Raw genomic sequence first — 25,143 nt, forward strand, 5'->3', positions numbered from 1 at the left:
TTGGCACAGCCTCGCATAGCGTGAATGCGGTTCTCCGGATCATAAAAGACGGACCTGTTGCATGCTCAATACGATCGAGCCCCCCGGCGAGGCAATACGCTCGGTGCCGGAACGGAACGCGTATAAAGACGCGATTTTCCATTCTAACCGCGTAAAGCGGCTCAGGGTGCTGCTGCCGCTTGCCGCCATCATCATCTCGCTCCTTTTTATTGCCGTCTCCGTCATCCGCGCCTATCTGCCGGCAAACATCCAGATCGAGGGCGCCAAGATCGAGGATGGCAAGGTCGTCATGGAACGCCCCGCCATTGCCGGGCGCAACAAGGACGGTATCAACTACTCGCTGCTTGCCGAAAAAGCGCTTCAGGATATCAAGAATCCCAACATGATCACGCTCAAGACCATCAAGGCATCAATGCCGGTCAATACCGACGTGATCGCCCATGTTACGGCCGCGAGCGCGGATTTCGACCGCCAGGCCGATACACTGAAGCTGACCGAGCCCTTTACCATCCTGATGGACAACGGGCTGCACGCCGAATTCAAGACCGCCTTCCTGGATGTGAAGAAGGGGGACCTTTCCAGCCAGGACGAGGTTGCTATCACCCGCGGTGGTATGTCGGTTGTTGCGCGTTCGCTCAAGATGACGGATAAGGGGAGCGTAATCGAATTCGACGGGCAGGTTCGGATGAACATCGAACCTGCCGCTCTCCATAATTCAGATAGCCAACAGAAGCCGGGCGGTTCATGATAAAGTATTGGCCTAATTCAATTTTCAATTCCGGCTTGCGCAAGGCCGGCCTTCTCTGTGCTTTTGGCGCAGCCGCCTTCTTTGCGGCCGCAAGCGCCGGCGCGCAGTCGACGACCAGCTCGATGCCGGGTCTTGCCCTCTCCAAGGATCAACCGATCCAGATCGAAAGCGACAAGCTCGAGATCCATGACCAGGAGAGCCAGGCGGTCTTCACCGGCAATGTCAAGGTGGTCCAGGGCACCACGACCATGCAGGCCGGCAAGATGACGGTCTTCTATAAGAAGAAGCAGGCAGGAGATGCCAAGCAGCCCGACAATCCGGTCGCCAAGGCTGCCAAGGAGCAGAACCAGTCGCTCGTGTCGGGCGATGCCAACATCGACCACATTCTGGTCACCGACAAGGTCTACCTCGTTTCCGGAACGCAGACGGCGACGGCGGAGGACGGCTCCTTCGACATGGCCAACCAGCTTGCGATCCTCAAGGGCAAGAAGGTGGTTCTGACCGACGGACCGAATGTTTTCACAGGCTGCCAGCTCACCGTGCATATGGCGACGGGTGAAGCACAGCTGGATTCCTGTGGCGGTCGCGTCCAGATTCAGCTCGACCCGAAGTCGCAGCAAGTGCAGCAACAACAACAAAAGAAAAACTGATACCGGCCCCCTCGTGACGACATCGACCACATCCACCTTGCCCGGCGTGCCCGGGCCGTCTTCTGCGGCATCGAGCGCACCGGCCGCGGACAAGGCACGCTATAAGGGCACGCTGATCGCCCGGGGCCTCACCAAGACCTACCGGACGCGACGTGTCGTCAACGGTGTTTCGCTGGTGGTGCGCCGCGGCGAGGCAGTCGGGCTGCTGGGGCCGAACGGCGCCGGCAAGACGACGTGCTTCTACATGATCACCGGACTGGTACCGGTCGATGAAGGCACGATCGAGATCGACGGCAACAATGTTACCTCGATGCCGATGTATCGCCGGGCGCGGCTCGGTGTCGGCTACCTGCCGCAGGAAGCCTCGATCTTCCGTGGACTGACCGTGGAAGAAAACATCCGCGCCGTGCTCGAAGTCCACGAAAGGGACAAGACGAAGCGGGAGCGCAAGATCGACGAATTGCTGGAGGAATTCCACATTCGCAATCTGCGCAGCGTGCCGGCGATCGCGCTTTCAGGCGGCGAGCGGCGGCGCCTGGAAATCGCCCGCGCGCTGGCCACCGATCCGACCTTCATGCTGCTCGACGAACCTTTTGCCGGCGTCGACCCGATCTCGGTCGCCGACATTCAGAACCTCGTGCATCACCTGACGGCGCGCGGCATCGGCGTGTTGATCACGGACCACAATGTGCGCGAGACGCTCGGCCTGATCGACCGCGCCTATATCATCCATGCGGGTGAAGTCCTCACCCATGGCAGGGCGAACGACATCGTCAGCAATCCTGAAGTACGCAAGCTGTATCTGGGTGACAATTTCAGCCTCTGATAGGCTGAAATTCCTTCCTCCCATCCGCCAATATTAGCGAATGCTACCGCGCGCCGGAAATTTACTTCGGCTTCACAGTTCCGCTTGACCAAATCCAATAAAAAAGCAATTTTTGGGCCAGTTGGAATTTCGCGAGAATTTTAGTGAAAAGAGGCGCGGATTCCCGAGGAGTTCAAGGGGAGTCCCGCGTCCGCCATGGCATTATCGGCCAATCTTTTCCTGCGCCAAAGCCAGAGCCTGGTGATGACACCGCAACTGATGCAATCCATCCAGTTGCTGCAGATGACGCATTTCGAGCTCACGCAGTTCATCGCACAGGAAGTCGAAAAGAACCCGCTGCTGGAATTTGCGTCAAATGACGAGGATATAGGCAGCGGCGGCGATCGCGAGGCCAGGGACGAACGCTTCGAGACCATGGAAGAAGCCCATGGCGAGGATGGCTCCGAACGCAATGCCGGCGATCTTGCGAGCGACTGGTACGAGAGCGACAATACCGGCAACGCCAACCGGCTAAGCGACGAGCTCGACACCAATTTCAGCGACGTCTTTCCCGATGACGGCAACCCGCAGCGCGCCGATGCGCCGGAGCTGCTCAGCCAGTGGAAATCCATGCCCGGCGGCGATGCCGGTGAAGGCTACGACCTGGACGATTTCGTCGCGGGCCAGGTGTCGCTGCGCGATCATCTCAACGAACAGATTCCCTTCTCTCTTCCCGCCATGGGCGACCGGCTGATCGCCCAGCATCTCGTCGACCAACTCGACGACTGTGGCTATCTGCGCGGCGAACTCGGTGAGACGGCCGAACGCCTCGGTGCGACGCCTGCCGACGTCGAGCGCGTGCTGGAGGCCCTACAGCAACTCGATCCGCCCGGCGTGTTTGCCCGCTCCCTCAGCGAATGCCTGGCAATCCAGCTCCGGCAGAAGGATCGCTTCGATCCCGCCATGGAGCGGTTGATCGAGAATCTCGAGCTGCTTGCCCGGCGCGATTTCGCCACGCTGAAGCGGCTCTGCGGCGTCGATGAGGAAGACCTGCTCGACATGATGGCGGAAATCCGCCAGCTCAACCCGAAGCCCGGCAGCGGTTTCGAAACAGACATATCGGAGGCGATCATGCCCGATATCGTCGTGCGTCCCTCTGCGGACGGTAGCTGGCTGGTAGAACTCAATCCCGATGCGCTGCCGCGGGTATTGGTGAGCCAGTCCTATTTCGCCTCCGTCTCCAAGACCAGCCAGGACCATGCCTTTCTTTCGGAATGCCTGCAGAATGCCAACTGGTTGACCCGCAGCCTGGACCAGCGCGCCAAGACGATCATGAAGGTGGCAAGCGAGATCGTGCGGCAACAGGACGCGTTCCTACTGCATGGCGTCGACCATCTGCGGCCGCTCAACCTGAAAACCGTGGCGGATGCCATCAAGATGCATGAATCGACGGTCAGCCGCGTGACCTCGAACAAGTACATGCTGACGCCACGCGGGCTGTTCGAGCTCAAATATTTCTTCACGGTTTCGATCGGCGCCGTCGAGGGCGGAGACAGCCATTCTGCAGAGGCCGTGCGCCACAAGATCCGTCTGCTGATCTCGAACGAGAGCCCGGATGCGGTCCTCTCCGACGACGATATCGTCGATACGCTGAAGAAGGGCGGGATAGAGCTTGCTCGCCGCACGGTTGCAAAGTACCGCGAAGCCATGAACATCCCCTCCTCCGTGCAACGGCGCCGAGAGAAGCGGGCTCTAGCCAAAGTTTCTGGTTTCTGACGGCCGGCAACCTTCAACCACCGGATGTCAAACTCCTAACGGTCCGTTAAGATGCAGTTGACTTTCGTATGAGGCAGGGCTAGAAGCCCGCCGCAATCGCTGCAGGACAGCACGACCATGAAACTTATCCCCACCATCCAAAAGGCGGTCGATATACGCAATTTGCCTTTGACTGCGTGAAGTGCTTGGATGAGCTTGAGGCTTGGCGTAAACTGATACGCGCAATAACCACTACAAGAAGGGAAACTCCATGAGTGTGCGTGTCTCCGGTAAACATATGGAAATTGGCGACTCCTTCCGTCAGCGGATCGAGGACCAGATCGGTATGGCCGTGACCAAATACTTCGACGGGGGGTATTCGGGTCAGGTAACTGTGCAGAAGTCCAGTTCGCGTTTTGCGGCCGATTGCAAGCTTCACCTCGATAGCGGTGTCGTATTGCATGCTGCCGGCGAAGCCATGGATCCGCAGCTTGCTTTCGACGCTGCCTCCGAGCGCATCGAAAAGCGTCTGCGTCGTTACAAGCGCAAACTCAAGGACCATCAGGCAGGCAACCACGTGAACGGTCAGGCGGAAGTCGCCTATACCGTCATGGACGGCGTTCCCGATGACGACGAGGAGATCCCTGCCGACTTCGCGCCGGCAATCGTCGCAGAGAGCACGAAACAACTGAAAACCATGTCGGTGGCGACCGCCGTGATGGCGCTCGATATGACCGACGAGCCGCTGCTGCTCTTCCGCAGCCCCGGCAACGAACACTTGAACATCGTCTACCGCCGTCAGGACGGCAACATTGGCTGGATCGACGCAGCCAATATCAAAGGCTGAGAATAGAAGATAAGCGGCGGCTGCGCATCATCGCAGCTGGCCGCCGCTTGCCCGTCATCGGTTCTCGGCGACACGAAGGATAAAGAGAATGGCATTGGCAGATTTGCTACAGCAAGATGCGATCATCCCCGCCTTGAAGGCAAATTCCAAAAAACAACTGCTTCAGGAGCTGGCCGCCAAAGCCTCCAAGCTCACCGGACTGCCCGAGCGCGAAATCTTCGATGTCGTGCTGCAGCGCGAGCGCCTCGGCTCCACCGGCGTCGGCAACGGCATCGCCATTCCGCACGGCAAGCTTGCCAGCATCAAATCCATTGCCGGCATTTTCGCGCGCCTTGAAGCGCCTGTCGATTTCGAGGCGCTGGACGACCAGCCCGTCGATCTCGTCTTCCTGCTGCTCGCACCTGAAGGTGCCGGCGCGGACCACCTGAAGGCGCTCTCGCGCATCGCCCGCGTTCTGCGGGACCAGGATCTCGTCGCGAAGCTCCGCGCCACCGATTCCGCCACCGCCATCTACGCCTTCCTCAACGAAGAGCAGGCATCCAACGCCGCCTAACCGCTTGGATTACACTGGACCAAGGCAAAAATAAGAGCCGGATGATCCGAGATCGTCCGGCTCTCTTCTTTTATTGGCGTTGCCAAAAAAGATCAGGCGTCTTTCTCGTCCAGCGGGCTGTTGGCGCCCTGCTCGGCATTTTCGACGATCTTCGGGCCACCCTTGGCGACGCCGACCATGGCCGGGCGCAGAACGCGGTCGCCGATGACGAAACCGGCCTGCACCACCTGGACGACAGTGTTGTTCGGCACTTCCGGGTTCGGCACTTCGAACATGGCCTGATGGAAATTGGGATCGAACTTCTGCCCGATCGGCTCGAGCTGACGCACACCGTGACGCTCAAGGGCCGAGAGCATTGAACGCTCGGTCATCTCGACACCTTCGATCAGCGTCTTCAGGCCGGCATCGGCGCCATCACGGGCGTCGGCCGGAATGGCATCCAGCGTGCGGCGCAGGTTGTCGGCCACCGAGAGCATGTCGCGGGCAAAGCTTGCCACGGAATAGGACTTTGCATCCTTCACGTCGCGCTCGGTGCGGCGACGGAGGTTGTCCATCTCGGCAGCAAGGCGAAGGTAGCGATCACGCAGTTCGCCGTTCTCGGCCTTCAGCAGCTCAACCGGATCTGGCTGAGACGGCTCGGCTGCATCAACGGTTTCCGCTGCATCCTGCGCGAAATCCGCTGACGTGTCAGCCGCCGTGGCGTCAGGTCCGGTTTTTGTTGTTTCGTCGGTCATGACGGTCTCCGAATTGCTTGGTCTTTGGATGTGCCCGATATCGAGGTTTGGCCGGAAAAAATCAAGGCTTTGTCGAGAAGAACAGCCAAATCCTGGCTTTGCGGCGGCGGCAATACGGCTCGCCGCTCCCGGACGCTGTTCAAGACGTCGACTGTTCAGCCCTCCTTCCCGGTGGTATGCTGAACTGCATCTCAGCACAGCGTGAGGTGACATCAATGTCTAATGGCAAATCCCTTTCAGGCAAGTGTTTCTGTGGCGCGGTGGAAATCGCAGTCGATGGCGAGCCAATGGCGATGGGTTACTGTCATTGCGACTCCTGTCGGGAATGGTCGGCAGGGCCGGTCAATGCCTTCTCGCTCTGGCCGCCGGAAGCCGTTCACATCACCAAGGGCGCGGACAAAATCGGCAGTTATCAGAAAACCGAAAAGAGCGTGCGCAAGTGGTGCACGGTCTGCGGCGGCCATCTTTTAACCGAGCATCCGCCGTGGGGCGTCACGGACGTCTATGCGGCAGTCCTTCCCGACCTCGATTTTCAGCCTGTCATGCATGTCAACTACGAGACAACAGTGCTGCATCTGAGAGACGGGCTGCCAAAGCAGAAGGACTTTCCAGCCGAGATGGGCGGATCTGGAACCTTGCTTCCCGATTGACCGCAGCAGCTAAATCCGCTCCTCAGATTCCAGGCCGCGACAGCCGCGAAATCAGCTGGGCGGTATAATCGACCATGGGCACGATGCGCGCATAATTCAGCCGCGTCGGGCCGATAACGCCGACCGCGCCGACGATGCGATCGTCCTCGTCGCGATAGGGTGCGACGATGAGCGAGGAGCCGGACAGTGAGAAGAGCTTGTTTTCCGAGCCGATGAAGATGCGCACGCCCGGTCCGCTCTCGGCAAGATTGAGGATCTCGATGAGGCTGTCCTTCTTTTCGAGATCATCGAAGAGGAGGCGCAGGCGATCCAGATCCTCCGCGCCGCCGATTTCGGCCAGCAGGTTGGAGTGGCCACGCACGATGAGCTGTGTCGGCTTGCCGTCGTCATCGCCGCCGGACCAGACGGCAATGCCGCGCTCGACCAGCTGATGCGACAGGCTGTCCAGCTCCTGGCGCACGCTTTCCTTGAGGCTCTGCAATTGCCGCCGCAATTCCGGCATCGTCTGCCCGGTCATATGGGCGTTGAGGAAGTTGGCGGCCTCCGTCAGCTGCGACGAGGTCGTGCCGGCCGGCAGCTCGATGATGCGGTTTTCCACTTGATCGTGCTCGCCGACGAGCACGGCGAGCGCCTTGGTCGGCTCCAGCCGGATAAATTCCACATGCTTGAGAACGGGATCGCTCTTGGAGGTAATGACGAGCCCGGCACCGCGCGAAATGCCCGATAGCACCCGGCTTGCTTCCGACATCATCGATTCCACCGGCTGGTCACGATTGCCGCCGCGCACCTGCCGATCGATATTGGCTCGATCCTCGGCGGAGAGATCCCCGACCTGCATGAAAGCATCGACGAAGAAGCGCAGACCGACCTGAGTCGGCAAGCGCCCGGCGCTCACATGCGGCGAATAGATGAGTCCCAGCTCCTCCAGATCGCTCATGACATTGCGCACGGAAGCCGGCGACAGCGACATGGGCAGCAGGCGTGAAAGATTGCGCGAGCCCAGGGGCTCGCCATTTTCCAGATAGCCTTCGACGATGCGGCGGAAGATTTCCTTGGAGCGTTCGTCCAGTGCAGCAATGACATCCGAGACCGACGATGTCGTGAATACCATTTCGCTGTCAGATCCATTCCGTTGAGCCTTAGGCAAAATATAATCATTCAGTTAGCAATGGCAAAAGGGAAAAATGTCGCCGTCGCCGCTGAGCGTCTTTGCGGCCTGCTTTTCCTTTGCAAAAGCGGCCTGCGGGTCGTAGAAGCGGTCAACGAACATTCAGGAGAGTGGAATGCGGCCTTCAGGCAGAAAAACCGACCAGATGCGCAAGGTGTCGTTCGAGCGCAATTTTTCCAAGCATGCGGAAGGCTCCTGCCTGGTGAAATTCGGCGATACGCATGTGCTCTGCACGGCAAGCCTGGAAGACAAGACGCCGCCATGGCTGCGCAACAGCGGCAAAGGCTGGGTCACGGCGGAATACGGCATGCTGCCGCGGGCAACCGGCGAGCGCATGAAGCGCGAGGCTGCGGCCGGTAAGCAGGGTGGTCGCACGCAGGAGATCCAGCGGCTCATCGGCCGCTCGCTGCGCGCCGTCGTCGACCTCAAGGAATTGGGCGAGCGCCAGATCACCGTCGACTGCGACGTCATCCAGGCCGATGGCGGCACACGCACGGCCTCTATCACCGGCGGCTGGATCGCGCTCTATGACTGCCTGAAGTGGATGGAAAGCCGCAACATGGTCAAGGTCGAGCGCGTGCTGAAAGATCACATCGCCGCTATCTCCTGCGGTATCTTTGCCGATCAGCCTGTCATCGATCTCGACTATCTTGAGGATTCCTCGGCGGAGACCGACGCCAATTTCGTCATGACCGGCAAGGGCGGCATCGTCGAGATCCAGGGAACGGCTGAGGGCGCGCCCTTCAGCGAAGAAGAATTCGCCACGCTGATGCATCTGGCCAAAAACGGCATTGCCGAACTGGTGGAGCTGCAGAAGCAGGCCATCGCCTGAGGATATCAACGAATGCGGAGCGTGCAGCCTGCCCCTCATCCGGCCTATCGGCCACCTTCTCCCCGTCGAGACGGGGAGAAGGGGCAAGGCGCACCTGCCGTCATCTCTCAGCTTCGCGGGAATCGGGAGGCGCCCATATATGAGGTCGTTCCCTCGCCCCGCGAGCGGGGAGAGGGTGAGGGGCTAATCCGTTGAGCAATGCGACACTCACAGGCGTTCTTGAAACTGCCCTCTATGCAGACGATCTCGATGCCGCCGAAGCCTTTTATAGCGGCGTACTCGGGTTGAAGAAGATATCGCGAGGCGGCAACCGCCACGTCTTCTATCGCTGCGGGCCGGGTGTGCTCCTGATCTTCAACAGTGAAGAAACGGTCAAGCCGCACGAGCTGGGCGCCCTGCCCGTGCCGCCGCATGGGACTAAGGGTCATGGTCACGTTTGCTTCCGTGTCGATGGCAACGATATCGAGGCCATGGCCGAGAGGCTGAAGGCTGCCGGTGTCGATATCGAAGCCGATTTTCACTGGCCGAATGGCGGCCGTTCGATCTATTTCCGCGATCCGGCCGGCAACAGTCTGGAATGCGCCGAACCCCGCATCTGGGGCCTATGACAGGACAGCACATGCGCAAGCTCGATACTAAGACTATCGTCGTCGCCAGCCACAATGCCGGCAAGATCCAGGAAATCCGCGATCTGATCGGGCCGCTCGGCTTTACCGCCAAGTCCGCCGCCGATCTCAACTTCATCGAACCGGACGAAACGGGCACGACCTTCGAAGAAAATGCGACGATCAAGGCGCTGGCCTCCGCCAATGCCTCCGGCCTGCCGGCACTCTCGGACGATTCCGGTCTGGTTATCGATGCACTCGGCGGCGATCCCGGCGTCTATACGGCCAATTGGGCGGAGACGGCTGACGGGACGCGTGACTTCGCCATGGCCATGCGGAAGGTCGAAACCGCCCTGGAAAAGGCCGGCGCCACCACGCCGGAGAGCCGCACGGCCCGCTTCGTCAGCGTGCTCTGCCTTGCCTGGCCCGATGGACATACCGAGCTTTTCCGCGGCGAAGTGGAAGGCACGGTCGTCTGGCCGCCGCGCGGCAGCCAAGGCTTCGGCTACGACCCGGTCTTCCAGCCGGAGGGATACCAGACCACATTCGGCGAAATGAGCGCCGAGCAAAAGCATGGCTGGAAGCCCGGCGACGAGCAGGCGCTGTCGCACCGCGCCCGCGCCTTCAAGATCTTTGTCGAAACCTGCCTGGAGGCGTAAGCTAATCCCGTGGAAATCGTGGACACACAAGATCTGATGCACGGGGCGCAATTGCTGCCCGATACCGGCGAACCCGGTTTCGGCGTCTATGTGCATTGGCCCTTTTGCGCGGCTAAGTGTCCCTACTGCGATTTCAACAGCCATGTCCGCCATCAGCCTGTCGATCAGGAGCGCTTTGCCGCCGCCTTTCTGAAGGAAATGGCGACGATGCGCATGATCAGCGGCCCGAAGACAGTGACAAGCGTCTTCCTCGGCGGCGGCACGCCGTCGCTGATGAAGCCGGAAACGGTCGGCGCAGTGCTCGATAGCATTGCTAGGACATGGCATGTGCCTGATGGTATCGAGATCACCATGGAAGCTAATCCGTCCAGCGTCGAAGCGGAGCGCTTTCGCGGCTATCGCGCCGCTGGCGTCAATCGCGTGTCGATGGGCGTGCAGGCGCTGAACGACCGCGACCTGAAATTCCTCGGACGTCTGCACAATGTCGAGGATGCGCTGAAGGCGATCAGGCTGGCGCGCGAGATCTTTCCGCGTATGTCCTTCGACCTCATCTATGCTCGCCCGAACCAGACCGCCGAGGAATGGGAGCGCGAGCTAAAAGAGGCAATCTCCTATGCGGTCGATCACCTCTCGCTCTATCAGCTGACGATCGAGGAAGGCACGCCCTTCTACGGCCTTCACAAGGCCGGAAAGCTGATCGTGCCCGATGGCGATCAGTCGGCGCTGCTTTATGAAGCGACGCAGGAAATCACCGAGCGCGAGGGCATGCCGGCCTATGAGGTCTCCAATCACGCGCGCCCCGGCGCCGAGAGCCGGCACAATCTCACCTATTGGCGCTACGGAGACTATGCAGGCATCGGCCCCGGCGCCCACGGCCGCCTTACCAGAGGCCCGCAGAAGCTGGCGACCGCGACCGAGCGCAAGCCTGAGAGCTGGCTCGAGATGGTCGAGCGCGACGGCCACGGCATGGTCGACCAGGAAATGCTTGGGTTTGACGAACAGGCCGACGAATTGCTGCTGATGGGCCTGCGGCTGCGGGAGGGCGTCGATCTCGCCCGCTGGCAGCAGCTTTCCGGCCGCGATCCCGATCCGCGGCGCGAGGCGTTTTTACTGGAACACGGCTTCATAGAGCGGATCGGCAATTCCCGCCTGCGCTGCACGCCGGCGGGAATGCTGGTTCTCGACTCGGTCGTCGCCGATCTCGCCTGCTGACCACTTTCCCCTCGAGAGGGGCGTCACGAAGCGGCGGATGGGGGTGATCCCGCATGTGAGATGATGACTCGGCTGTTGACGAGATCGCCCCCTCTCCCCGTCAAAACGGGGAGAGGGCTGGGGTGAGGGGCACCTTCTATTTCATATGCAATGGCCCTACCCTCGAGGGAAGGGTGAAGAGGCGGCCATCGATTGCCGCCAGACCCACCGCGATCAGTGCCATGCCGATGAAATGCTTCGGCTGCAGGCTTTCGCCGAGAATGAGCGCGCCGAGCAGTATGGCGCTGACGGGGATCAGGAAAGTCACCAGCATCAGATTGGTGGCGCCGGCCGTCGCCAGGATGCGGAAGAACAACACATAGGCGATGGCGGTCGACAGGATGGCCAGGCCGGCCAGCGCCGCCCAAGTCTCGGTGGACGGCATTGCCAGCGTCCACGGGCGATCGACGAAGAGCGCGATTGGCAGCAGCATTATCGCCGAGCCCGTAACCTGACCGGCGGCCGGAATGATCGGTGCCAGCCCCATGCGGCGGAAGCGCCGACCGAAAATACCGGCGAGTGAGTAGCTGAAAGCAGCGCCCAGCACAGCCAGCTGCGCCAGCACGTTGGAACCGAGGCTCGTCAGCACCGAGGGGCCGATCATCAGGGCCACGCCGACAAAGCCGACGATGACGCCGAGCAGGCGGTTGCCGGTCATCTTCTCATCCTCCGTCAGGAAATGGGCGACGACGACGGCGAAGAGCGGCGTGGTGGCATTGAGGATGGAGGCAAGCCCGCTGGCGATATGGGTTTGCCCCCAGACGATCAGCAGGAAGGGAATGACATTGTTAAGGAAGCCCATGCCGAAGAAGGCGAGCCAGGTCTGACGGTCCTTCGGCATCGCATGTCCGGTGGCACGCACGATGACATGCAGAGCAATAGCGGCGAGTGCGACGCGCGCCGTGACGATGGTGAAGGGCGGCAGTTCACGCACCAGAATGCCGTTGAACAGGAAGGAGCCGCCCCATAGGACGGATAGCCCCACCAGCATGCTCCATTCGACCGCGCCCATGGATTTCTGTGCCATCTGATCATCTCCAGCATCAGCTGATTGAGTTTTACTTATTTGTTGCCAATCGCGACATGATTGCCAACCACCGTAATTGCTGGAATAATCGCTCTATATGGAGGCTCTGGCAAACGAGTCTTTTTCGAATTATGGTTTAGCTGAGCTCAATCATCATGGATCAACTGCCATCCCTTTCGGCGCTGCGCGCCTTCGAGGCCTCCGCCCGGCATCTCAGCATGACGCTGGCTGCAGGCGAGCTGCGTGTGACGCCAGGCGCCATCAGCCTGCAGATCCGCGACCTCGAAAGCAGCCTCGGGGTACGGCTTTTCGAGCGGCGAGCCCGCAGCCTGGCGCTGACGAGTGAAGGCGCCGAGTATTTCGCGACAATGCGAACGGCCTTCCGCCTCATCCGCGAGGCGACAGCGGCCTTGGCGATGCGCGCCAAGGATACGGTGCTGACCCTTACCTGCACTGCCGGCTTTGCCACGCACTGGCTGGTGCCGCGGCTGCGGCGCTTCGAGGAGGCCCATCCCGATATCGACCTGCGCATCAGCGCTTCCTATCGCATGATGGATTTCCAGCGGGATGGGATCGACATTGCCATTCGCCACGGCCTCGGCGGTTACGAGGGCCTGGCAAGCGAGAGATTTCTCGATGACGAATATGTTCCGGTCTGCACGCCGGAAATGGCAGCGGCGCTTGGCCCCTCTCCCGCTGTCGATGACTTGGCCGGCCTGACGCTGATCCACGATGTCTATCGGCGCGACTGGGAGCTCTGGCTGAAGGCGGTCGGCGCCACGCGGGTGGATGCCATGCACGGACCGGTCTTCACCGATGGCATGGGCGCTTATCACGCCATGAAGGCAGGCCTCGGCATCGCGCTGATGCGCCGGTCCTTCGTGGAGCAGGAGCTGGCTGAGGGCACGCTCGTTGCGCCTTTCCCGACCGGATTTGCGAGCGCGCTTGCCTATCATCTCGTCTATCAGCCGGGTGCGCTGGAAAGGCCGGCCGTCGCGGCCCTGCGCGCCTGGTTATTTTCAGAGGTATCGCGCACGACGCCGCCGACCTAAAGTGCGCTTGGAGCGCAAAAAGAAACGGCCGGCGATCAAGCCGGCCGTAGACTATGTGGTGAATGCCGATCGCTCGGCTTACTCGTTGATGAGGCGCTTCAGCAGCTCGATCTCGTGCGACAGCTTGCTGTCGCCGGCGATCAGTTCCTCGATCTTGCGCACCGCATGCAGAACGGTGGTGTGATCGCGGCCACCGAAGCGACGGCCGATTTCCGGAAAGGAACGCGGCGTCAGCGTCTTCGACAGGTACATGGCGATCTGGCGTGGCTTTACAATGACGCGCGTGCGGCGGTTCGAAACCAGTTCCTGGCGCGACACATTGTAGTGGCGGGCGACGATGCGCTGGATGTCCTCGATGCGGACGCGGCGCGGCTCGCCGGAGCCGACCAGATGCGCCAGCAGCTCGTCGACGCGCTCGACCGTCAGGTTCGGCTCAAAGGAGCGGCGGAAGATAAGCTGGTTGAAGGCTCCTTCCAGCTCGCGGCCGCTGGCGGTGACATTGCGGGCGACATGCGAGAGGATTTCGGCCGGGATTTCCAGCGACGGATCATCCTGACGGGCAGCATCGAGACGGCGCTTGAGGATCTCAAGGCGCATTTCATAGTCCGGCGCCTCGACTTCGATCGCTACACCGCCCTGCAGGCGCGAACGAACGCGGGGATCGAGCGATTCCAGCTCCCAGGGAGCGCGATCGGCAGCAACGACGACCTGCTTGGCGCTGTCGAGCAGCATGTTCAACAGATGGCAGAACTCGTGCTGGATCATCTTGCCCTGCAGGAACTGCATGTCGTCGATGATGAGCAGGTCGATATTGCGCAGCGAGTCCTTCAGCGTCAGCGCGTCATTATCGCGGATAGCGGTTGCGAAGCGCCACATGAAGTATTCCGCCGTCAGATAGACGACACGCAGGCCGCGCGGGTTCTGCACCGCTGCATTGGCGATCGCCTGCAGCAGATGCGTCTTGCCGAGACCAACGGTCGCATGGACGAAGAGCGGATTGAAACGCACGGCGCCGGAGCCGGCTTCGGCGATGGTCTTTGCCGCGGCAAGGCTGACGCGGTTCGAGCTGCCTTCGACGAACGTATCGAAGGTAAAGCGGGAATCGAGCGGAGACCCGAAAAGCGGCGCACCGGCCGTTGCAGGCCGCGCAGCCGCAGCCGCGCTCACGGCCTGGGCGACGACCTGGCCCGCCGGCTGAGCGACGGCGCGACGGATCGGCGCGACAGCCGTTTGATCCGGCACCGCCGGCTGCTCATCGGCGCATGGCTTCGCGCCCTGCCGGGTCGCGGTGCGCACCAGAATTTCGACTTTGAGGATCTCGGCATCCTCAGCCTGGAACAGGCTGGTGATGAGATCGAGATAGCGATTGTTGATCCAGGACTTCAGAAATGTCGTCGGGACCGTGAGGCGAACGACGCTCTTCGATACCGAATGAAGCTTGAGCCGCGCAAACCAGCTGGCATAGACATCGGGTCCGACCTGAGCCTTCAAGCGCGCGCTGACGCGCTCGAACAAGTTACTTTGCGCCACGTCACCCTTTTCCCCCGCCGCTTCTAAGCAAACCGCACCGAACGCCTGCGCATTGTCCCCATTTTCCAACGCACCCGTCGCCCTCGTATGTATCTGCATATAGTGCCGCCTTCCACAGTCTCTTTATAGGGCGGGAGCACATCACTGCCGCCCTTGGTTCTTCGCCATGGCATGACGGTCACGCTCGTTGTCCAAGCTGCGCCGCATACCGGTTCATCAGCCACGCCCGGCCTGCGGGCTTTACAGGAACACTGTGGCAAAAACCGCTCTTTAAAGCAGCCTTCGTCTCGGCGTCTGTAACCGGAGCATCAATCGGCCCTCGTATTCCGACTGACCGCTCCAATGGCTGTCAATTTTTCTCCCCTCCCCGCAGCCACGCCAATGATTTGGGCCGCAAAGGACAGACAAGCTTCCTCGTTCCGCAAGCGTCGCCGCTTCCGGTTCTTACTCGTCAACTGTTTGAAAAAACGGAACTGAACTGCTCCGTCACAAGAGACAAAACCACCTCCACCGCCATACGTGACGGTGTTTGCCGAAGCCGTTTAAGGTGAGATCCGCGCCCCTTGTTGAAATCCATTTAGGCAGGATCGAAGGCAGATATCAACGATGAATTTTACACAAAATTAAGAGGCGGCCATTGACTCCGGAGGCCATTTTTGACTGTCACAAGCCCTTCAAAAAAGAATCGCTGTTGAATCAAAGAGATTCCTGTCGAACGCGATTCCCACAGCTTTCAAAAGAAAAAAAATAAAAAATCCCTTGACTCAGTTGTGAGCCGGCAATGCGTCATGCAGATCACCCAGCGCTGGGATATCCTGCCGCAACCCTTTGTTTCCAAAGGTATATTTCTGTCACGTCAATGACATGATCGACCGGCCATTTTTGGCAATGCGGCATTTTTTTGGCCGAATCCAAAAAGCCCGGCGCGAGGGCCGGGCTTAACTCTAACGATTAAATCGTTAACGAAAGATTATACAGTCGGGGCCGAAAGGGCCTTCACACGCTTGGCAAGACGCGAAACCTTGCGGGAAGCGGTGTTGGCGTGAAGCACGCCCTTGGTGGCTGCGCGAGCCAGTTCCGGCTGAGCAGCAACGAAAGCTGCCTTTGCGCGATCTGCATCACCCGATGCGATGGCTTCTTCGACCTGGCGAACGAACGTGCGAACGCGCGAGCGACGAGCCTTGTTGACATCGGTGCGGCGGGCGATCTTGCGGGTCGCTTTTTTCGCCGAGGTAGTATTGGCCATGTATGCCTCTCTTAGAATTCGAACAAAACTCCATCCTTGCGGCGCGGGCCCCATGGCCACTTCATCCAGCAATGCGGGAGCAATTGCGGAAAACCAGAGCGGCTTTCCAAACTGTGGCGGGCATATAACCGGAATGAGCCGCGGCGTCAACGCGGATTCTCGCCAAACCCGCGTAATTCCTGAATCCCGACCCTTAGCGGTTCTTGAAGGACGGCTTGCGCTTCTCAACGAAGGCCGCCATGCCCTCCTTCTGATCCTCTGTGGCAAACAGGCTATGGAACAGGCGGCGCTCGAAACGCAACCCTTCCTCAAGCGTGGTTTCGAAAGCGCGGTTGACCGCTTCCTTGGCCATCAGCACCGAGGGCCGCGATAGCGATGCGATCTTGGCGGCGGCGGCCAGCGCTTCGTCCAAGAGCTTGTCCGCCGGCACGACGCGCGCCACGAGGCCGGAACGTTCCGCCTCTGCCGCATCCATCATGCGACCGGTCAATACCAGGTCCATCGCCTTCGCCTTGCCGACCGCGCGCGTGAGTCGCTGTGAGCCGCCCATGCCAGGGATGACGCCGAGCGTGATTTCCGGCTGGCCGAATTTGGCGGTCTCCGAGGCGATGATGAAATCGCACATCATCGCCACCTCGCAGCCGCCGCCGAGCGCGAAGCCGCTGACCGCCGCGATAACGGGCTTGCGGGCATTGGCGATCTCGGCCCAGCCGCTGAAGAAGTCATTCTTGTAAGCGTCGACGAAATCGAGCGACTGCATTTCCTTGATGTCGGCGCCGGCGGCAAAGGCCTTTTCCGAGCCGGTGAGCACGATCGCGCCGATGGCATCATCGAGATGAAAAGCGGCATAGGCCTGCTTTAATTCGGAGAGGACCGTTGAATTCAGCGCATTCAGCGCCTGCGGCCGATTGATCCTGATGAGACCGACGGCCCCATGTGTTTCGACGATGAGGGTTTCGTAAGCCACGTCTCTCTCCCTTTTACCAGCTTTGGACCTTCAATCAGCCTTGGCAGGAAGCGCAGTAGAAAGAAGAGCGCCCCGCCTGGACGATGCGACTGACCGTACCGCCGCAACCGGGCGTACTGCAAGGCTGGCTTTCACGATCATAGACGGAAAAGGAATGCTGGAAATAGCCGAGCGAACCGTCCGTCTGGATATGATCGCGCAACGACGAACCGCCTGCGGCTATCGCATCGGCAATGACCTCGCGGATCGCCTCGACCAGCGCCAGCAGCGCTTCGGTCGGTTTGCCGGTATCCATAACCAGCGTGCCGGCGGCACGCAACGGCGACAGGTGAGAGCGCCACAGCGCCTCGCACACATATATATTGCCGAGACCGGCGATGTTCTTCTGGTCCAGCAGCGCGCTCTTCAGCGGCTGCGCCTTGCCGGCGAAACGCTTAGCCAGATAATCGGCATCGAGTTCATTACCCGTGGGTTCCGGCCCGAGATCGCGGAAGAAGGGATGGCTGGCCATCTCGGTCCGCCTGACCATGTCCATGAAGCCAAAGCGACGTGGGTCGTTATAGATGACGCGTGCATCACCGCCAGCGCTCGCCAGATGGAAGACCACATGATCGTGCTTCTCGTCCTTGGAACGGGGATGATGGAATTCGCCCGGCGTTCGCGCCTCCCGACCGGCTTCGACCCGAAACGAACCGGACATGCCGAGATGCGCGACGATCGTCTTGCCATCATCGAGATCGATCAGCAGGTATTTCGCACGGCGCGACAGCGACGCGATGCCGCGGCCCGAAGCGGCCTCAGCGAAATCGACAGGGAAAGGAAAGCGCAGATCGTTGCGGCGCAGCTCCAATTCCTTGAGAACCGCACCTTCCATGGAAGGTGCCAGCCCGCGTCTGACGGTTTCGACCTCTGGTAATTCCGGCATGGCTATCCATCTTTATGTTTCAACCGCTTATGATCTGAGCTATAGGCCAAAGCATTGCGGCTGTTGATCTGGCTGATGAGATAGCGTGGCAAACGCGATTTCGCTATGGTCCGCCGCTGAATACTGCATAATTCCTTAGACCGGAATCGATTTAAGGAGAGAATTGTGCAGCAAGTTTAAAGTGTTACAGCGACCCTTGCGCGCCATAAATGACGCGCGGCGCTGTAATGTAACGGAGTTGAGCCGATGGCAGACAGCCGCACCTCCGCCGATGGCGGCATGGAAACATCCTATGGCTTCCGCGAAGTAGCCGATGGTGAAAAGCAGGGCCTCGTCAACGAGGTGTTCCACAAGGTCGCCAAGCGCTACGACGTCATGAATGATGTCATGTCCATGGGCATGCATCGCGCCTGGAAGGATGCGATGGTCGCGGCGCTCAACCCGCGCAAGGATCCCGCCTACAAGGTGCTCGATGTTGCCGGCGGTACGGGCGATATCGCCTTCCGTATCGTCGAGGCCTCGAACCGGCTGGCGCACGCGACGGTGCTCGACATTAACGGCTCGATGCTGGGCGTCGGTGCCGAACGCGCTGAAAAGAAGAAGCTCTCCGACAATCTCACCTTCGTCGAGGCGAATGCCGAGGAACTGCCTTTCGAGCCGAATTCCTTTGACGCTTATACGATCGCCTTCGGCATCCGCAACGTTCCGCATATCGATGTGGCATTGAAGGAAGCCTATCGCGTGCTGAAGCGCGGCGGCCGGCTGCTCGTGCTCGAATTCTCCGAAGTCGATCTGCCGCTGCTCGACCGCGTCTACGACGCCTGGTCCTTCAACGCCATTCCGAAGTTCGGCAAGGCGATCACCGGCGATGCCGAGCCCTATCAATATCTAGTGGAATCGATCCGCAAGTTCCCGAACCAGCAGGACTTCGCGACGATGATCCGCGAGGCCGGCTTCTCGCGCGTGAGCTTCACCAATTACACCGGCGGCATTGCCGCGCTGCACTCCGGCTGGAAGCTCTGAAGCATGATATCCAGTCACCCGATCCGGCTTTTGGCCTCCATGTTCCGAGACCTTGAGACGATATGAGTGCTTTCAGCGCATATTTCGGCCTTGTTCGGGTCGGCTGGGTGCTCGTGCGCGAAGGCGTGGTCATGGCGCTGCCATCGGAAGGGCTGCCGCCCTCCGTCAGCCTTGCCAAATCCTTCGTCAGCATCTTTGCCCGCCGGAAGGCGAAGAGCCAGGCCCGCAGCGACCGGCTTGCCCAGGCAGTCGAGCGGCTCGGGCCTTCCTATGTGAAGATCGGCCAGTTCCTGGCGACTCGACCCGATGTCGTCGGCGTCGACATGGCGAACGACCTGTCGAAGCTTCAGGACAGGATGGCTTTTTTTCCGCACACTATGGCGACGGCAGCGATCGAGGCGTCGCTCGGGCGGCGGATCGACGATCTCTACGCCAGCTTCGGCGAGCCGATTGCCGCCGCGTCGATAGCGCAGGTGCATCCGGCGGAGGTCGACACGGCCGAAGGGCGCAAGCGCGTTGCCGTCAAGGTGGTCCGGCCTGGCGTGCGCCAGCGCTTTTCCAACGATATCAAGGCAATGTATCTCGTGGCGGGTATGCAGGAGCGGTTCATGCCCTCCAGCCGGCGCCTTCGGCCCGTGGAAGTGACCAAGACGCTCGAGCAGACCACGAAGGTCGAGATGGATCTGCGGCTGGAAGCCGCCGCGCTCTCCGAGATCGCCGAAAACACCGAGAAGGATCCCGGCTTCCGCGTTCCGAAGGTCGACTGGGAGCGTACCGGCCGCGACGTCATCACCATGGAGTGGATCGACGGCGTGAAGATGTCCGACGTCGAGGGCTTAAAAGCCGCCGGACACGATCTCAATGCACTCGCCGATACGCTGATCCAGTCCTTCCTGCGCCATACGCTGCGCGACGGCTTCTTCCATGCCGACATGCACCCCGGCAATCTCTTCGTCGATCCCACCGGCATGATCGTCGCAGTCGACATGGGCATCGTCGCCCGCCTGGGAAAGAAGGAACGCCGCTTCCTCGCCGAAATCCTGTACGGCTTCATCACCCGCGATTATGTCCGGGTGGCCGAAGTGCATTTCGAAGCCGGCTACGTACCTGCCCATCACAATACCGAGAGTTTTGCGCAGGCCATCCGTGCCATCGGCGAGCCGATCCATGGCCAGCCGGCCGAAACCATCTCCATGGGCAAGCTTCTGACCCTGCTCTTCGAAGTGACCGAACTCTTCGACATGGAAACGCGGCCCGAGCTGGTGATGCTGCAGAAAACCATGGTCGTGGTCGAGGGCGTATCGCGCATGCTCAATCCGCGCTTCAACATGTGGAAAGCATCCGAACCGGTGGTCGGCGACTGGATCCGCACCAATCTCGGCCCGAAGCGGATCATGACCGATCTGAAGGATGGTTTGAAGGCAGCTGTGAAGCTCGCCGAAGCCGCGCCTGAGATTGCGGCCAAGACCGAAAAATTCCACCACGAACTGCTGCATATGAGCGAAAACGGCCTGCGTTTCGATCCGCAGACCGCCGAAGCGATCGGCAAGGCCGAGGCCAAGCACAGCCGCTCCGGCCGCTTCGCACTTTGGGTGATTGCGCTGACGCTGCTTTACATCGCCTGGCATCTTGGCTGATCGCCAAGCTTTCTGATGCTTCTCTCTCGCCTCGGCCGAAATAGCTTGGCCGGCGCGGGAAGCCGCATGCGCGCGCAAACATAGAGTTGCGCGATGTGCGCACTCGTCTCAAAATCAGTCTGTCCGGCACTGATCAAGGTGTTCGTCATTTGGGATATCCCATTGACGATAAGGCTCGCATAGCCTTGCAAAAAAGGAGAACAGCAGAGATGGAGCGTCAGAGAGCCGGCATCGAACTCACCGGACAACCCCTTGGGTTCAGCGATCTGGTGCGGATCGGCGCGGGGGCGGTGCTGCCGTCGGCATCGGAAAGCGGCATGGCGCGGGTGCGACTGGCGCGCAACGTTCTCGAAAGCACCATTCAATCGGGCATGCCGGTCTACGGCTCGACAACGGGTGTCGGAGCCATGAAAGATGTCGAATGGTCCCCCGAGGATCTCGATGCCTTCAATCTCGGTCTCGTGCGCGCCCATCATTTCGGCACAGGCGCCCCCTTCTCCATGTCGGTCGTCCGCAATGCCATGGCGATCCGCGTCAACACGGCTCTCACCGGTCAGGTCGGTTGTTCGCAAGAACTGATCGAAGCCTATCTGCAGCTCTTGAGCTCGGATGTCATTCCCGTCGTCAGGCGCACGGGCTCGATCGGCTGCGCGGATATCGGTCTGATGGGCCAGATCGGCGCGGTTCTGACTGGCGTTGGCGAAGCCGTCTATCGCGGCCGGCGCATGCAGGCTGCCGATGCCTTCGATGCCGCCGGTATCGCTCCCGTCAGGATGATGCCCCGCGACAGCCTGGCCTCGCTCAGCGTCAATGCGGTCAGCTTCGCAGCCGCTGCAGAGACGACCCGCAACGCCGCCGCCTCGATCCGCGTGCTGCTTGCGACTGGCATGATGGCCGCTGGCGCGCTCGGCGCCTCTCGCGATCCGTGGATTTCCGTGCGCCATGTCGGCACCGCGCGCGAAGCCCTGATCGGTGCCTGGCTCTGTAACGCCTCGGAAGAATGGCCCTGGCCGGTCGCCACCCATGTGCAGGACCCGCTCAGCCTGCGCATGATCGCCCAGGTCTTCGGCGCCGTCATCGAAAATCTCCTGACCGCCGGCCACAAAATTCTGGCCGCGACCGGCCGTTCGGATGACAACCCGGTCATCGTCGACGGTCGCGTGATGACCTCAGGCGGCTCTCTTCCGCTCGATGTCACCGTGCTTCTGGAAGCGGCGGTCATCTGCATGGCCCATGCCGCCCGCAACGCCTTTAATCGCTGCGTCCTGCTCGGCAACGGCCAGCGGCGCGGCCTGCCCGTCAATCTGGTGCCCGAAGGCAGGATCGCGACCGGCTTCGGCCCCATCATCAAGCTCGCCGGCGAGATCTTCTCGCGCGTTCTCTCCATGTCCAATCCGGTCTCGGCGCAGTCGCTGGTGGTTGCGGCGGGAATGGAAGACGAGGCCGCCTTCCTGCCGCTGGTCATCGAACGTTTCGAGCGGCAGATGCGGGCACTGAAGCGTCTGGCCGCCCTTGAGGCCCTGCTTTCGGCACAGGCAATGGACATTCTCGGCGACAAGCCGGAAGGCGTGGCGCGCATGCTCTACGACGTCGTGCGCAAGCATGCCGACTTCTATGTCGTCGACCGTCCCCTTTCGGCCGAAGTCGAGGCGATCGAGGAGGAGCTCGGCTCGGAGTCCTTCGTCTCTGACTTGATCGCCCACAAGCCGATCATCGCCTATGATGACTTCTTCGCGCTCGGCTCGCTGGAGCGGGTCGAAGAGCGGCTTTATCGCGACACCATTGCCATCTGAACCAACCGACGAGCGAGGGAATGCGCATGGCCGATTTCGATCTTGTTCTGCAAGGCACTGTGGTTCTGCCTGAACGCATCGTGGAAGCCGGCTATGTCGCCGTGCGTGACGGCAAGATCGCCGAGATCGGCATCGGCGTGCCTCCGGCCGCGCGCGAGCGGCATCTGCTCGGCAAGGCGCTGATCCTGCCTGGCGCAATCGACGCGCAAGTGCATTCGCTCTCTCAGAAGGATCAGGAGGATTTCGTCTGGTCGACGCGCTCGGCAGCTGCCGGCGGCGTCACCACCATCGTCGACATGCCCTATGACGAAGGCAATCTCGTCTGCTCGGCAGCGGCGGTGAAGAAGAAGATCGACCATGCCGCGCCGCAATCGCGCGTCGACTTTGCTCTTTATGGCACGGTCGATCCGGAAGAAGGCCCGGCGCGCATCGCCGAGATGGTCGAGGCCGGTGTCGCCGCCTTCAAATTCTCCACCTTCGGCACCGACCCCAAGCGTTTCCCGCGCATTCCGCCCGCCCTGCTCGATGCGTGCTTTGCCGCCATCGCGCCCACGGGCCTGACAGCCGGCGTGCACAACGAGGATGACGAAGCAGTCCGCACCTACATGGAGCAGGTTAAGGCGAGCGGTATCACCGACTATCGCGCTCACGGCCTGTCCCGCCCGCCAATCACCGAACTGCTTGCCATGCACACGATCTTCGAGACGGGCGCAGATACCGGCTGCCCAGCGCATGTCGTGCATTGCTCGCTCGGCCGCGGCTATGACATAGCCCGCGCCTATCGCCGCGACGGCTTCGAAGCGACGGTCGAGTGCTGCATCCATTACCTGACGCTCGATGAGGAAAACGATGTGCGGCGCCTTGGCGGTAAGGCGAAAATTAATCCGCCGATCCGCCCCCGCGCCGAAGTGGAAACCTTGTGGCGCAAGGTGGCGGAGGGCAATGTCTGGCTCGTCTCGACCGATCATGTCAGCTGGTCGGAAAACCGCAAAACCAATCCGGATATGCTGGCGAATGCTTCCGGCGTGCCGGGACTGGAGGTCATGGTGCCGCTCTTCGTAAAGGGTGCTCTGGAGCGCGGCGTGCCGCTGACCTGGGCGGCGAAGCTGATGGCGGAAAACCCAGCTAAGCATTTCCGCCTCGACCATATCAAAGGCGCGCTGACGCCGGGCAAGGACGCCGATATCGTCGTTCTGGAACCGCGCGAAACGATCTATGACGCGGCGGCCAGCGGCAATAACGTCGTCGGCTGGAGCCCCTATAACGGCATCCGCCTGCCCTGGACTGTGTCCGCCGCCTATCTTAGAGGCAAGCAGATCACCGAGGGACAGAAGGTGCTGGCCGAACCCGGCTCCGGCAGCTTTGTCCGTCCCTTGCCTCGCCAAGTCATTGCCGGAGATGCAGCCTGATGACCGAAACCAAGCGCCACAACCTGCCCGTAAACGCCGATCGCATCGCCGAGGATATCGATGCGCTGGCAAGGATTACCGATCCGGGCCACCCGTGGACCCGCCGCGCCTTCTCGCCGCTCTTCCTCGAAGGGCGCGCCTATATCGAGGCACGGATGAAGGCGGCAGGGCTTGAGACCCGCATCGACGCCGCCGGCAATCTGATCGGCCGGCGTACCGGCGCCAAGCCTGGCCTCGGAACGATCCTTGTCGGCTCGCATTCCGACACCGTGCCCGACGGGGGCCGTTTCGATGGCATTGCCGGCACGATCGCAGCGCTCGAAGTTGCGCGCTCCTTGAAGGATCGCGGCATCGAGCTCGACCATGATCTGGAAATCGTCGATTTCCTCGCCGAAGAAGTCAGCATCTTCGGCGTCTCCTGCATCGGCAGCCGCGGCATGACCGGGCAGATCCCCGAGGCGTGGCTCTCCCGCGTGAGCGGCGACCGCACGCTTTCTGAAGGAATTGCCGAAGTCGGCGGTGATCCCTCCGTGCTGCTCTCCCAGAAGCGGCCGGATCTCGCCGGCTTCCTGGAGCTGCATATCGAGCAGGGCCCGGTGCTGGAAGCCGAGAACAAGGATATCGGCATCGTCACCGCGATCGCCGGCATCACCCGCATCGAAATCACCGTGGAAGGCCGCGCCGATCATGCCGGCACGACGCCGATGGACCGCCGTGCAGATGCGCTGGTGGCGGCCTCGCAGCTCGTCCTCGATATTCGTCAACGCGCGGCGGAGCAGGCGAAAACGCCGGGCCATTTCGCCGCGACCGTCGGCGAATTCCGCATCGAGCCGAATGCCGCCAATGTCGTGCCATCCAAGGTCGTGCTGTTGATCGACGGCCGCGCCGAAATCCGCCGCGACATGGAGGATTTCCTGGCCTGGATTGACGGTGAGGTGAAGACCATCGCCGCCGATTATGGCGTGACGATCAACCCGCCGGTGCGTGTCTCCGACAACATGCCGACGCCGGGCGCTCCGGTACTGCTCGAAACGCTCGAACGCGCCTGCGAGACTGTCGGCGCCAAACATCGCCGTATGGCCTCCGGCGCCGGTCACGACACGGCCTGGATCGCTAAGGTCGCGCCGGCCGCCATGATCTTCGTGCCCTGCAAGGAAGGCCGCAGCCATTGCGCCGAGGAATGGGCCGAGAAGGACGACATCGCCATGGGCGCCGCCGTGCTTTTCGAAGCGGTGCGCGACATGGACAAGAACCTCAAACAGAACCGGGAGTAGCCG

General features: G+C 61.1%; 24 protein-coding genes. 17 read left to right on the forward strand and 7 right to left on the reverse strand.

What is annotated here, in order from left to right; translation table 11 throughout:
* Nucleotides 1-61 precede the first annotated feature (61 nt).
* From lptC to ptsN, 6 genes are all read left to right on the forward strand, one after another.
* Nucleotides 62-748 carry an LPS export ABC transporter periplasmic protein LptC gene (gene lptC / locus AC13QY_RS16805; RefSeq protein WP_113329978.1) on the forward strand — a complete coding sequence of 229 codons (687 nt, stop codon included), beginning with the start codon at nt 62-64 and terminating at the stop codon, nt 746-748.
* Entirely contained in the window at nt 745-1,398 is a 654-nt protein-coding gene (locus AC13QY_RS16810) for an LptA/OstA family protein (RefSeq protein ID WP_113351325.1), read from the forward strand. The genes lptC and AC13QY_RS16810 overlap by 4 nt, the downstream gene beginning before the upstream one ends.
* Before the next feature lie 37 nt (nt 1,399-1,435).
* Nucleotides 1,436-2,224, forward strand: a complete 789-nt coding sequence (gene lptB / locus AC13QY_RS16815; protein WP_208409503.1) for an LPS export ABC transporter ATP-binding protein — start codon at nt 1,436-1,438, stop codon at nt 2,222-2,224.
* Between the two features lie 195 nt (nt 2,225-2,419).
* The gene (rpoN, locus tag AC13QY_RS16820) at nt 2,420-3,979 is read left to right on the forward strand and encodes an RNA polymerase factor sigma-54 (protein ID WP_113351326.1); all 1,560 of its coding nucleotides are present in this window, start codon (nt 2,420-2,422) and stop codon (nt 3,977-3,979) included.
* Nucleotides 3,980-4,229: 250 nt separating this feature from the next.
* Nucleotides 4,230-4,805: a ribosome hibernation-promoting factor, HPF/YfiA family gene (gene hpf, locus AC13QY_RS16825; protein WP_095433787.1), complete on the forward strand. Its 576-nt coding sequence runs from the start codon at nt 4,230-4,232 to the stop codon at nt 4,803-4,805.
* Nucleotides 4,806-4,893: 88 nt separating this feature from the next.
* Nucleotides 4,894-5,358 carry a PTS IIA-like nitrogen regulatory protein PtsN gene (ptsN, locus tag AC13QY_RS16830; RefSeq protein ID WP_113329975.1) on the forward strand — a complete coding sequence of 155 codons (465 nt, stop codon included), beginning with the start codon at nt 4,894-4,896 and terminating at the stop codon, nt 5,356-5,358.
* Nucleotides 5,359-5,450: 92 nt separating this feature from the next.
* Here ptsN and grpE read toward each other — a convergent pair whose 3' ends face one another.
* Nucleotides 5,451-6,092 (reverse strand): nucleotide exchange factor GrpE, encoded by a 642-nt coding sequence (grpE, locus tag AC13QY_RS16835; RefSeq protein WP_112722001.1) that lies wholly within the window; start codon nt 6,090-6,092, stop codon nt 5,451-5,453.
* Nucleotides 6,093-6,307: 215 nt separating this feature from the next.
* Here grpE and AC13QY_RS16840 point away from each other — a divergent pair, with 215 nt between their 5' ends.
* Complete coding sequence (locus tag AC13QY_RS16840; RefSeq protein ID WP_488493669.1) at nt 6,308-6,742, forward strand: GFA family protein; 435 nt, start codon at nt 6,308-6,310, stop codon at nt 6,740-6,742.
* 22 nt (nt 6,743-6,764) lie between these two features.
* Here the strand turns inward: AC13QY_RS16840 and hrcA are convergent, their stop codons facing one another.
* A complete protein-coding gene (gene hrcA / locus AC13QY_RS16845; protein WP_069611131.1) occupies nt 6,765-7,853 on the reverse strand; it encodes a heat-inducible transcriptional repressor HrcA in 1,089 nt (362 codons plus the stop codon).
* A 172-nt stretch (nt 7,854-8,025) separates the two neighbouring features.
* Between hrcA and rph the strand changes: the two genes are divergently transcribed.
* The 4 genes from rph to hemW all read left to right on the forward strand — a co-directional run bounded on the left by rph (nt 8,026) and on the right by hemW (nt 11,218).
* Nucleotides 8,026-8,742, forward strand: a complete 717-nt coding sequence (rph, locus tag AC13QY_RS16850) for a ribonuclease PH (RefSeq protein WP_015338597.1) — start codon at nt 8,026-8,028, stop codon at nt 8,740-8,742.
* A 191-nt stretch (nt 8,743-8,933) separates the two neighbouring features.
* Complete coding sequence (locus AC13QY_RS16855; RefSeq protein WP_113329973.1) at nt 8,934-9,350, forward strand: VOC family protein; 417 nt, start codon at nt 8,934-8,936, stop codon at nt 9,348-9,350.
* Nucleotides 9,351-9,361: 11 nt separating this feature from the next.
* The gene (rdgB, locus tag AC13QY_RS16860) at nt 9,362-10,006 is read left to right on the forward strand and encodes an RdgB/HAM1 family non-canonical purine NTP pyrophosphatase (RefSeq protein ID WP_113351329.1); all 645 of its coding nucleotides are present in this window, start codon (nt 9,362-9,364) and stop codon (nt 10,004-10,006) included.
* A 36-nt stretch (nt 10,007-10,042) separates the two neighbouring features.
* Nucleotides 10,043-11,218 (forward strand): radical SAM family heme chaperone HemW, encoded by a 1,176-nt coding sequence (hemW, locus tag AC13QY_RS16865; RefSeq protein WP_488493764.1) that lies wholly within the window; start codon nt 10,043-10,045, stop codon nt 11,216-11,218.
* Nucleotides 11,219-11,354: 136 nt separating this feature from the next.
* Here hemW and AC13QY_RS16870 read toward each other — a convergent pair whose 3' ends face one another.
* On the reverse strand, nt 11,355-12,284 hold the full coding sequence (locus AC13QY_RS16870; RefSeq protein ID WP_152095587.1) for a DMT family transporter: 930 nt from the start codon (nt 12,282-12,284) through the stop codon (nt 11,355-11,357).
* A gap of 155 nt (nt 12,285-12,439) precedes the next feature.
* On the opposite strand from AC13QY_RS16870, the gene gcvA reads away from it, so the two are divergent.
* Nucleotides 12,440-13,336 (forward strand): transcriptional regulator GcvA, encoded by an 897-nt coding sequence (gene gcvA, locus AC13QY_RS16875; RefSeq protein WP_488493670.1) that lies wholly within the window; start codon nt 12,440-12,442, stop codon nt 13,334-13,336.
* Between the two features lie 78 nt (nt 13,337-13,414).
* On the opposite strand, the gene dnaA is transcribed toward gcvA, so the two are convergent.
* From dnaA to mutM, 4 genes are all read right to left on the reverse strand, one after another.
* Nucleotides 13,415-14,965, reverse strand: coding sequence for a chromosomal replication initiator protein DnaA (gene dnaA / locus AC13QY_RS16880; RefSeq protein WP_069611125.1), 1,551 nt, complete (start codon nt 14,963-14,965; stop codon nt 13,415-13,417).
* 871 nt (nt 14,966-15,836) lie between these two features.
* Nucleotides 15,837-16,112, reverse strand: coding sequence for a 30S ribosomal protein S20 (gene rpsT / locus AC13QY_RS16885; protein WP_152093784.1), 276 nt, complete (start codon nt 16,110-16,112; stop codon nt 15,837-15,839).
* A 193-nt stretch (nt 16,113-16,305) separates the two neighbouring features.
* Nucleotides 16,306-17,079 (reverse strand): enoyl-CoA hydratase, encoded by a 774-nt coding sequence (locus tag AC13QY_RS16890; RefSeq protein WP_113329969.1) that lies wholly within the window; start codon nt 17,077-17,079, stop codon nt 16,306-16,308.
* A 34-nt stretch (nt 17,080-17,113) separates the two neighbouring features.
* Nucleotides 17,114-18,004 (reverse strand): bifunctional DNA-formamidopyrimidine glycosylase/DNA-(apurinic or apyrimidinic site) lyase, encoded by an 891-nt coding sequence (gene mutM / locus AC13QY_RS16895; RefSeq protein ID WP_152093785.1) that lies wholly within the window; start codon nt 18,002-18,004, stop codon nt 17,114-17,116.
* Between the two features lie 246 nt (nt 18,005-18,250).
* Here mutM and ubiE point away from each other — a divergent pair, with 246 nt between their 5' ends.
* The 5 genes from ubiE to AC13QY_RS16920 all read left to right on the forward strand — a co-directional run bounded on the left by ubiE (nt 18,251) and on the right by AC13QY_RS16920 (nt 25,140).
* Nucleotides 18,251-19,027, forward strand: a complete 777-nt coding sequence (ubiE, locus tag AC13QY_RS16900; protein WP_113329967.1) for a bifunctional demethylmenaquinone methyltransferase/2-methoxy-6-polyprenyl-1,4-benzoquinol methylase UbiE — start codon at nt 18,251-18,253, stop codon at nt 19,025-19,027.
* Nucleotides 19,028-19,089: 62 nt separating this feature from the next.
* A complete protein-coding gene (ubiB, locus tag AC13QY_RS16905; RefSeq protein WP_488493671.1) occupies nt 19,090-20,664 on the forward strand; it encodes a 2-polyprenylphenol 6-hydroxylase in 1,575 nt (524 codons plus the stop codon).
* 209 nt (nt 20,665-20,873) lie between these two features.
* Entirely contained in the window at nt 20,874-22,457 is a 1,584-nt protein-coding gene (locus tag AC13QY_RS16910; RefSeq protein WP_113329965.1) for an aromatic amino acid lyase, read from the forward strand.
* Between the two features lie 26 nt (nt 22,458-22,483).
* Entirely contained in the window at nt 22,484-23,866 is a 1,383-nt protein-coding gene (ertD, locus tag AC13QY_RS16915) for a hydantoin-5-propionate amidohydrolase (protein ID WP_152095589.1), read from the forward strand.
* Complete coding sequence (locus AC13QY_RS16920) at nt 23,866-25,140, forward strand: Zn-dependent hydrolase (RefSeq protein ID WP_145633549.1); 1,275 nt, start codon at nt 23,866-23,868, stop codon at nt 25,138-25,140. The genes ertD and AC13QY_RS16920 overlap by 1 nt, the downstream gene beginning before the upstream one ends.
* The last annotated feature ends 3 nt before the right edge of the window (nt 25,141-25,143 follow it).

This window comes from Martinezella sp. CNPSo 3795 (assembly GCF_057784475.1).

Coding starts and splice junctions, on each gene's coding strand:
- lptC (WP_113329978.1), top strand. CDS start 62: ATGCTCAATACGATCGAGCCCCCCGGCGAGGCAATACGCTCGGTGCCG.
- AC13QY_RS16810 (WP_113351325.1), top strand. CDS start 745: ATGATAAAGTATTGGCCTAATTCAATTTTCAATTCCGGCTTGCGCAAG.
- rpoN (WP_113351326.1), top strand. CDS start 2,420: ATGGCATTATCGGCCAATCTTTTCCTGCGCCAAAGCCAGAGCCTGGTG.
- hpf (WP_095433787.1), top strand. CDS start 4,230: ATGAGTGTGCGTGTCTCCGGTAAACATATGGAAATTGGCGACTCCTTC.
- ptsN (WP_113329975.1), top strand. CDS start 4,894: ATGGCATTGGCAGATTTGCTACAGCAAGATGCGATCATCCCCGCCTTG.
- grpE (WP_112722001.1), bottom strand. CDS start 6,092: ATGACCGACGAAACAACAAAAACCGGACCTGACGCCACGGCGGCTGAC.
- AC13QY_RS16840 (WP_488493669.1), top strand. CDS start 6,308: ATGTCTAATGGCAAATCCCTTTCAGGCAAGTGTTTCTGTGGCGCGGTG.
- hrcA (WP_069611131.1), bottom strand. CDS start 7,853: ATGGTATTCACGACATCGTCGGTCTCGGATGTCATTGCTGCACTGGAC.
- rph (WP_015338597.1), top strand. CDS start 8,026: ATGCGGCCTTCAGGCAGAAAAACCGACCAGATGCGCAAGGTGTCGTTC.
- rdgB (WP_113351329.1), top strand. CDS start 9,362: ATGCGCAAGCTCGATACTAAGACTATCGTCGTCGCCAGCCACAATGCC.
- hemW (WP_488493764.1), top strand. CDS start 10,043: ATGCACGGGGCGCAATTGCTGCCCGATACCGGCGAACCCGGTTTCGGC.
- AC13QY_RS16870 (WP_152095587.1), bottom strand. CDS start 12,284: ATGGCACAGAAATCCATGGGCGCGGTCGAATGGAGCATGCTGGTGGGG.
- gcvA (WP_488493670.1), top strand. CDS start 12,440: ATGGATCAACTGCCATCCCTTTCGGCGCTGCGCGCCTTCGAGGCCTCC.
- dnaA (WP_069611125.1), bottom strand. CDS start 14,965: ATGCAGATACATACGAGGGCGACGGGTGCGTTGGAAAATGGGGACAAT.
- rpsT (WP_152093784.1), bottom strand. CDS start 16,112: ATGGCCAATACTACCTCGGCGAAAAAAGCGACCCGCAAGATCGCCCGC.
- mutM (WP_152093785.1), bottom strand. CDS start 18,004: ATGCCGGAATTACCAGAGGTCGAAACCGTCAGACGCGGGCTGGCACCT.
- ubiE (WP_113329967.1), top strand. CDS start 18,251: ATGGCAGACAGCCGCACCTCCGCCGATGGCGGCATGGAAACATCCTAT.
- ubiB (WP_488493671.1), top strand. CDS start 19,090: ATGAGTGCTTTCAGCGCATATTTCGGCCTTGTTCGGGTCGGCTGGGTG.
- AC13QY_RS16910 (WP_113329965.1), top strand. CDS start 20,874: ATGGAGCGTCAGAGAGCCGGCATCGAACTCACCGGACAACCCCTTGGG.
- ertD (WP_152095589.1), top strand. CDS start 22,484: ATGGCCGATTTCGATCTTGTTCTGCAAGGCACTGTGGTTCTGCCTGAA.
- AC13QY_RS16920 (WP_145633549.1), top strand. CDS start 23,866: ATGACCGAAACCAAGCGCCACAACCTGCCCGTAAACGCCGATCGCATC.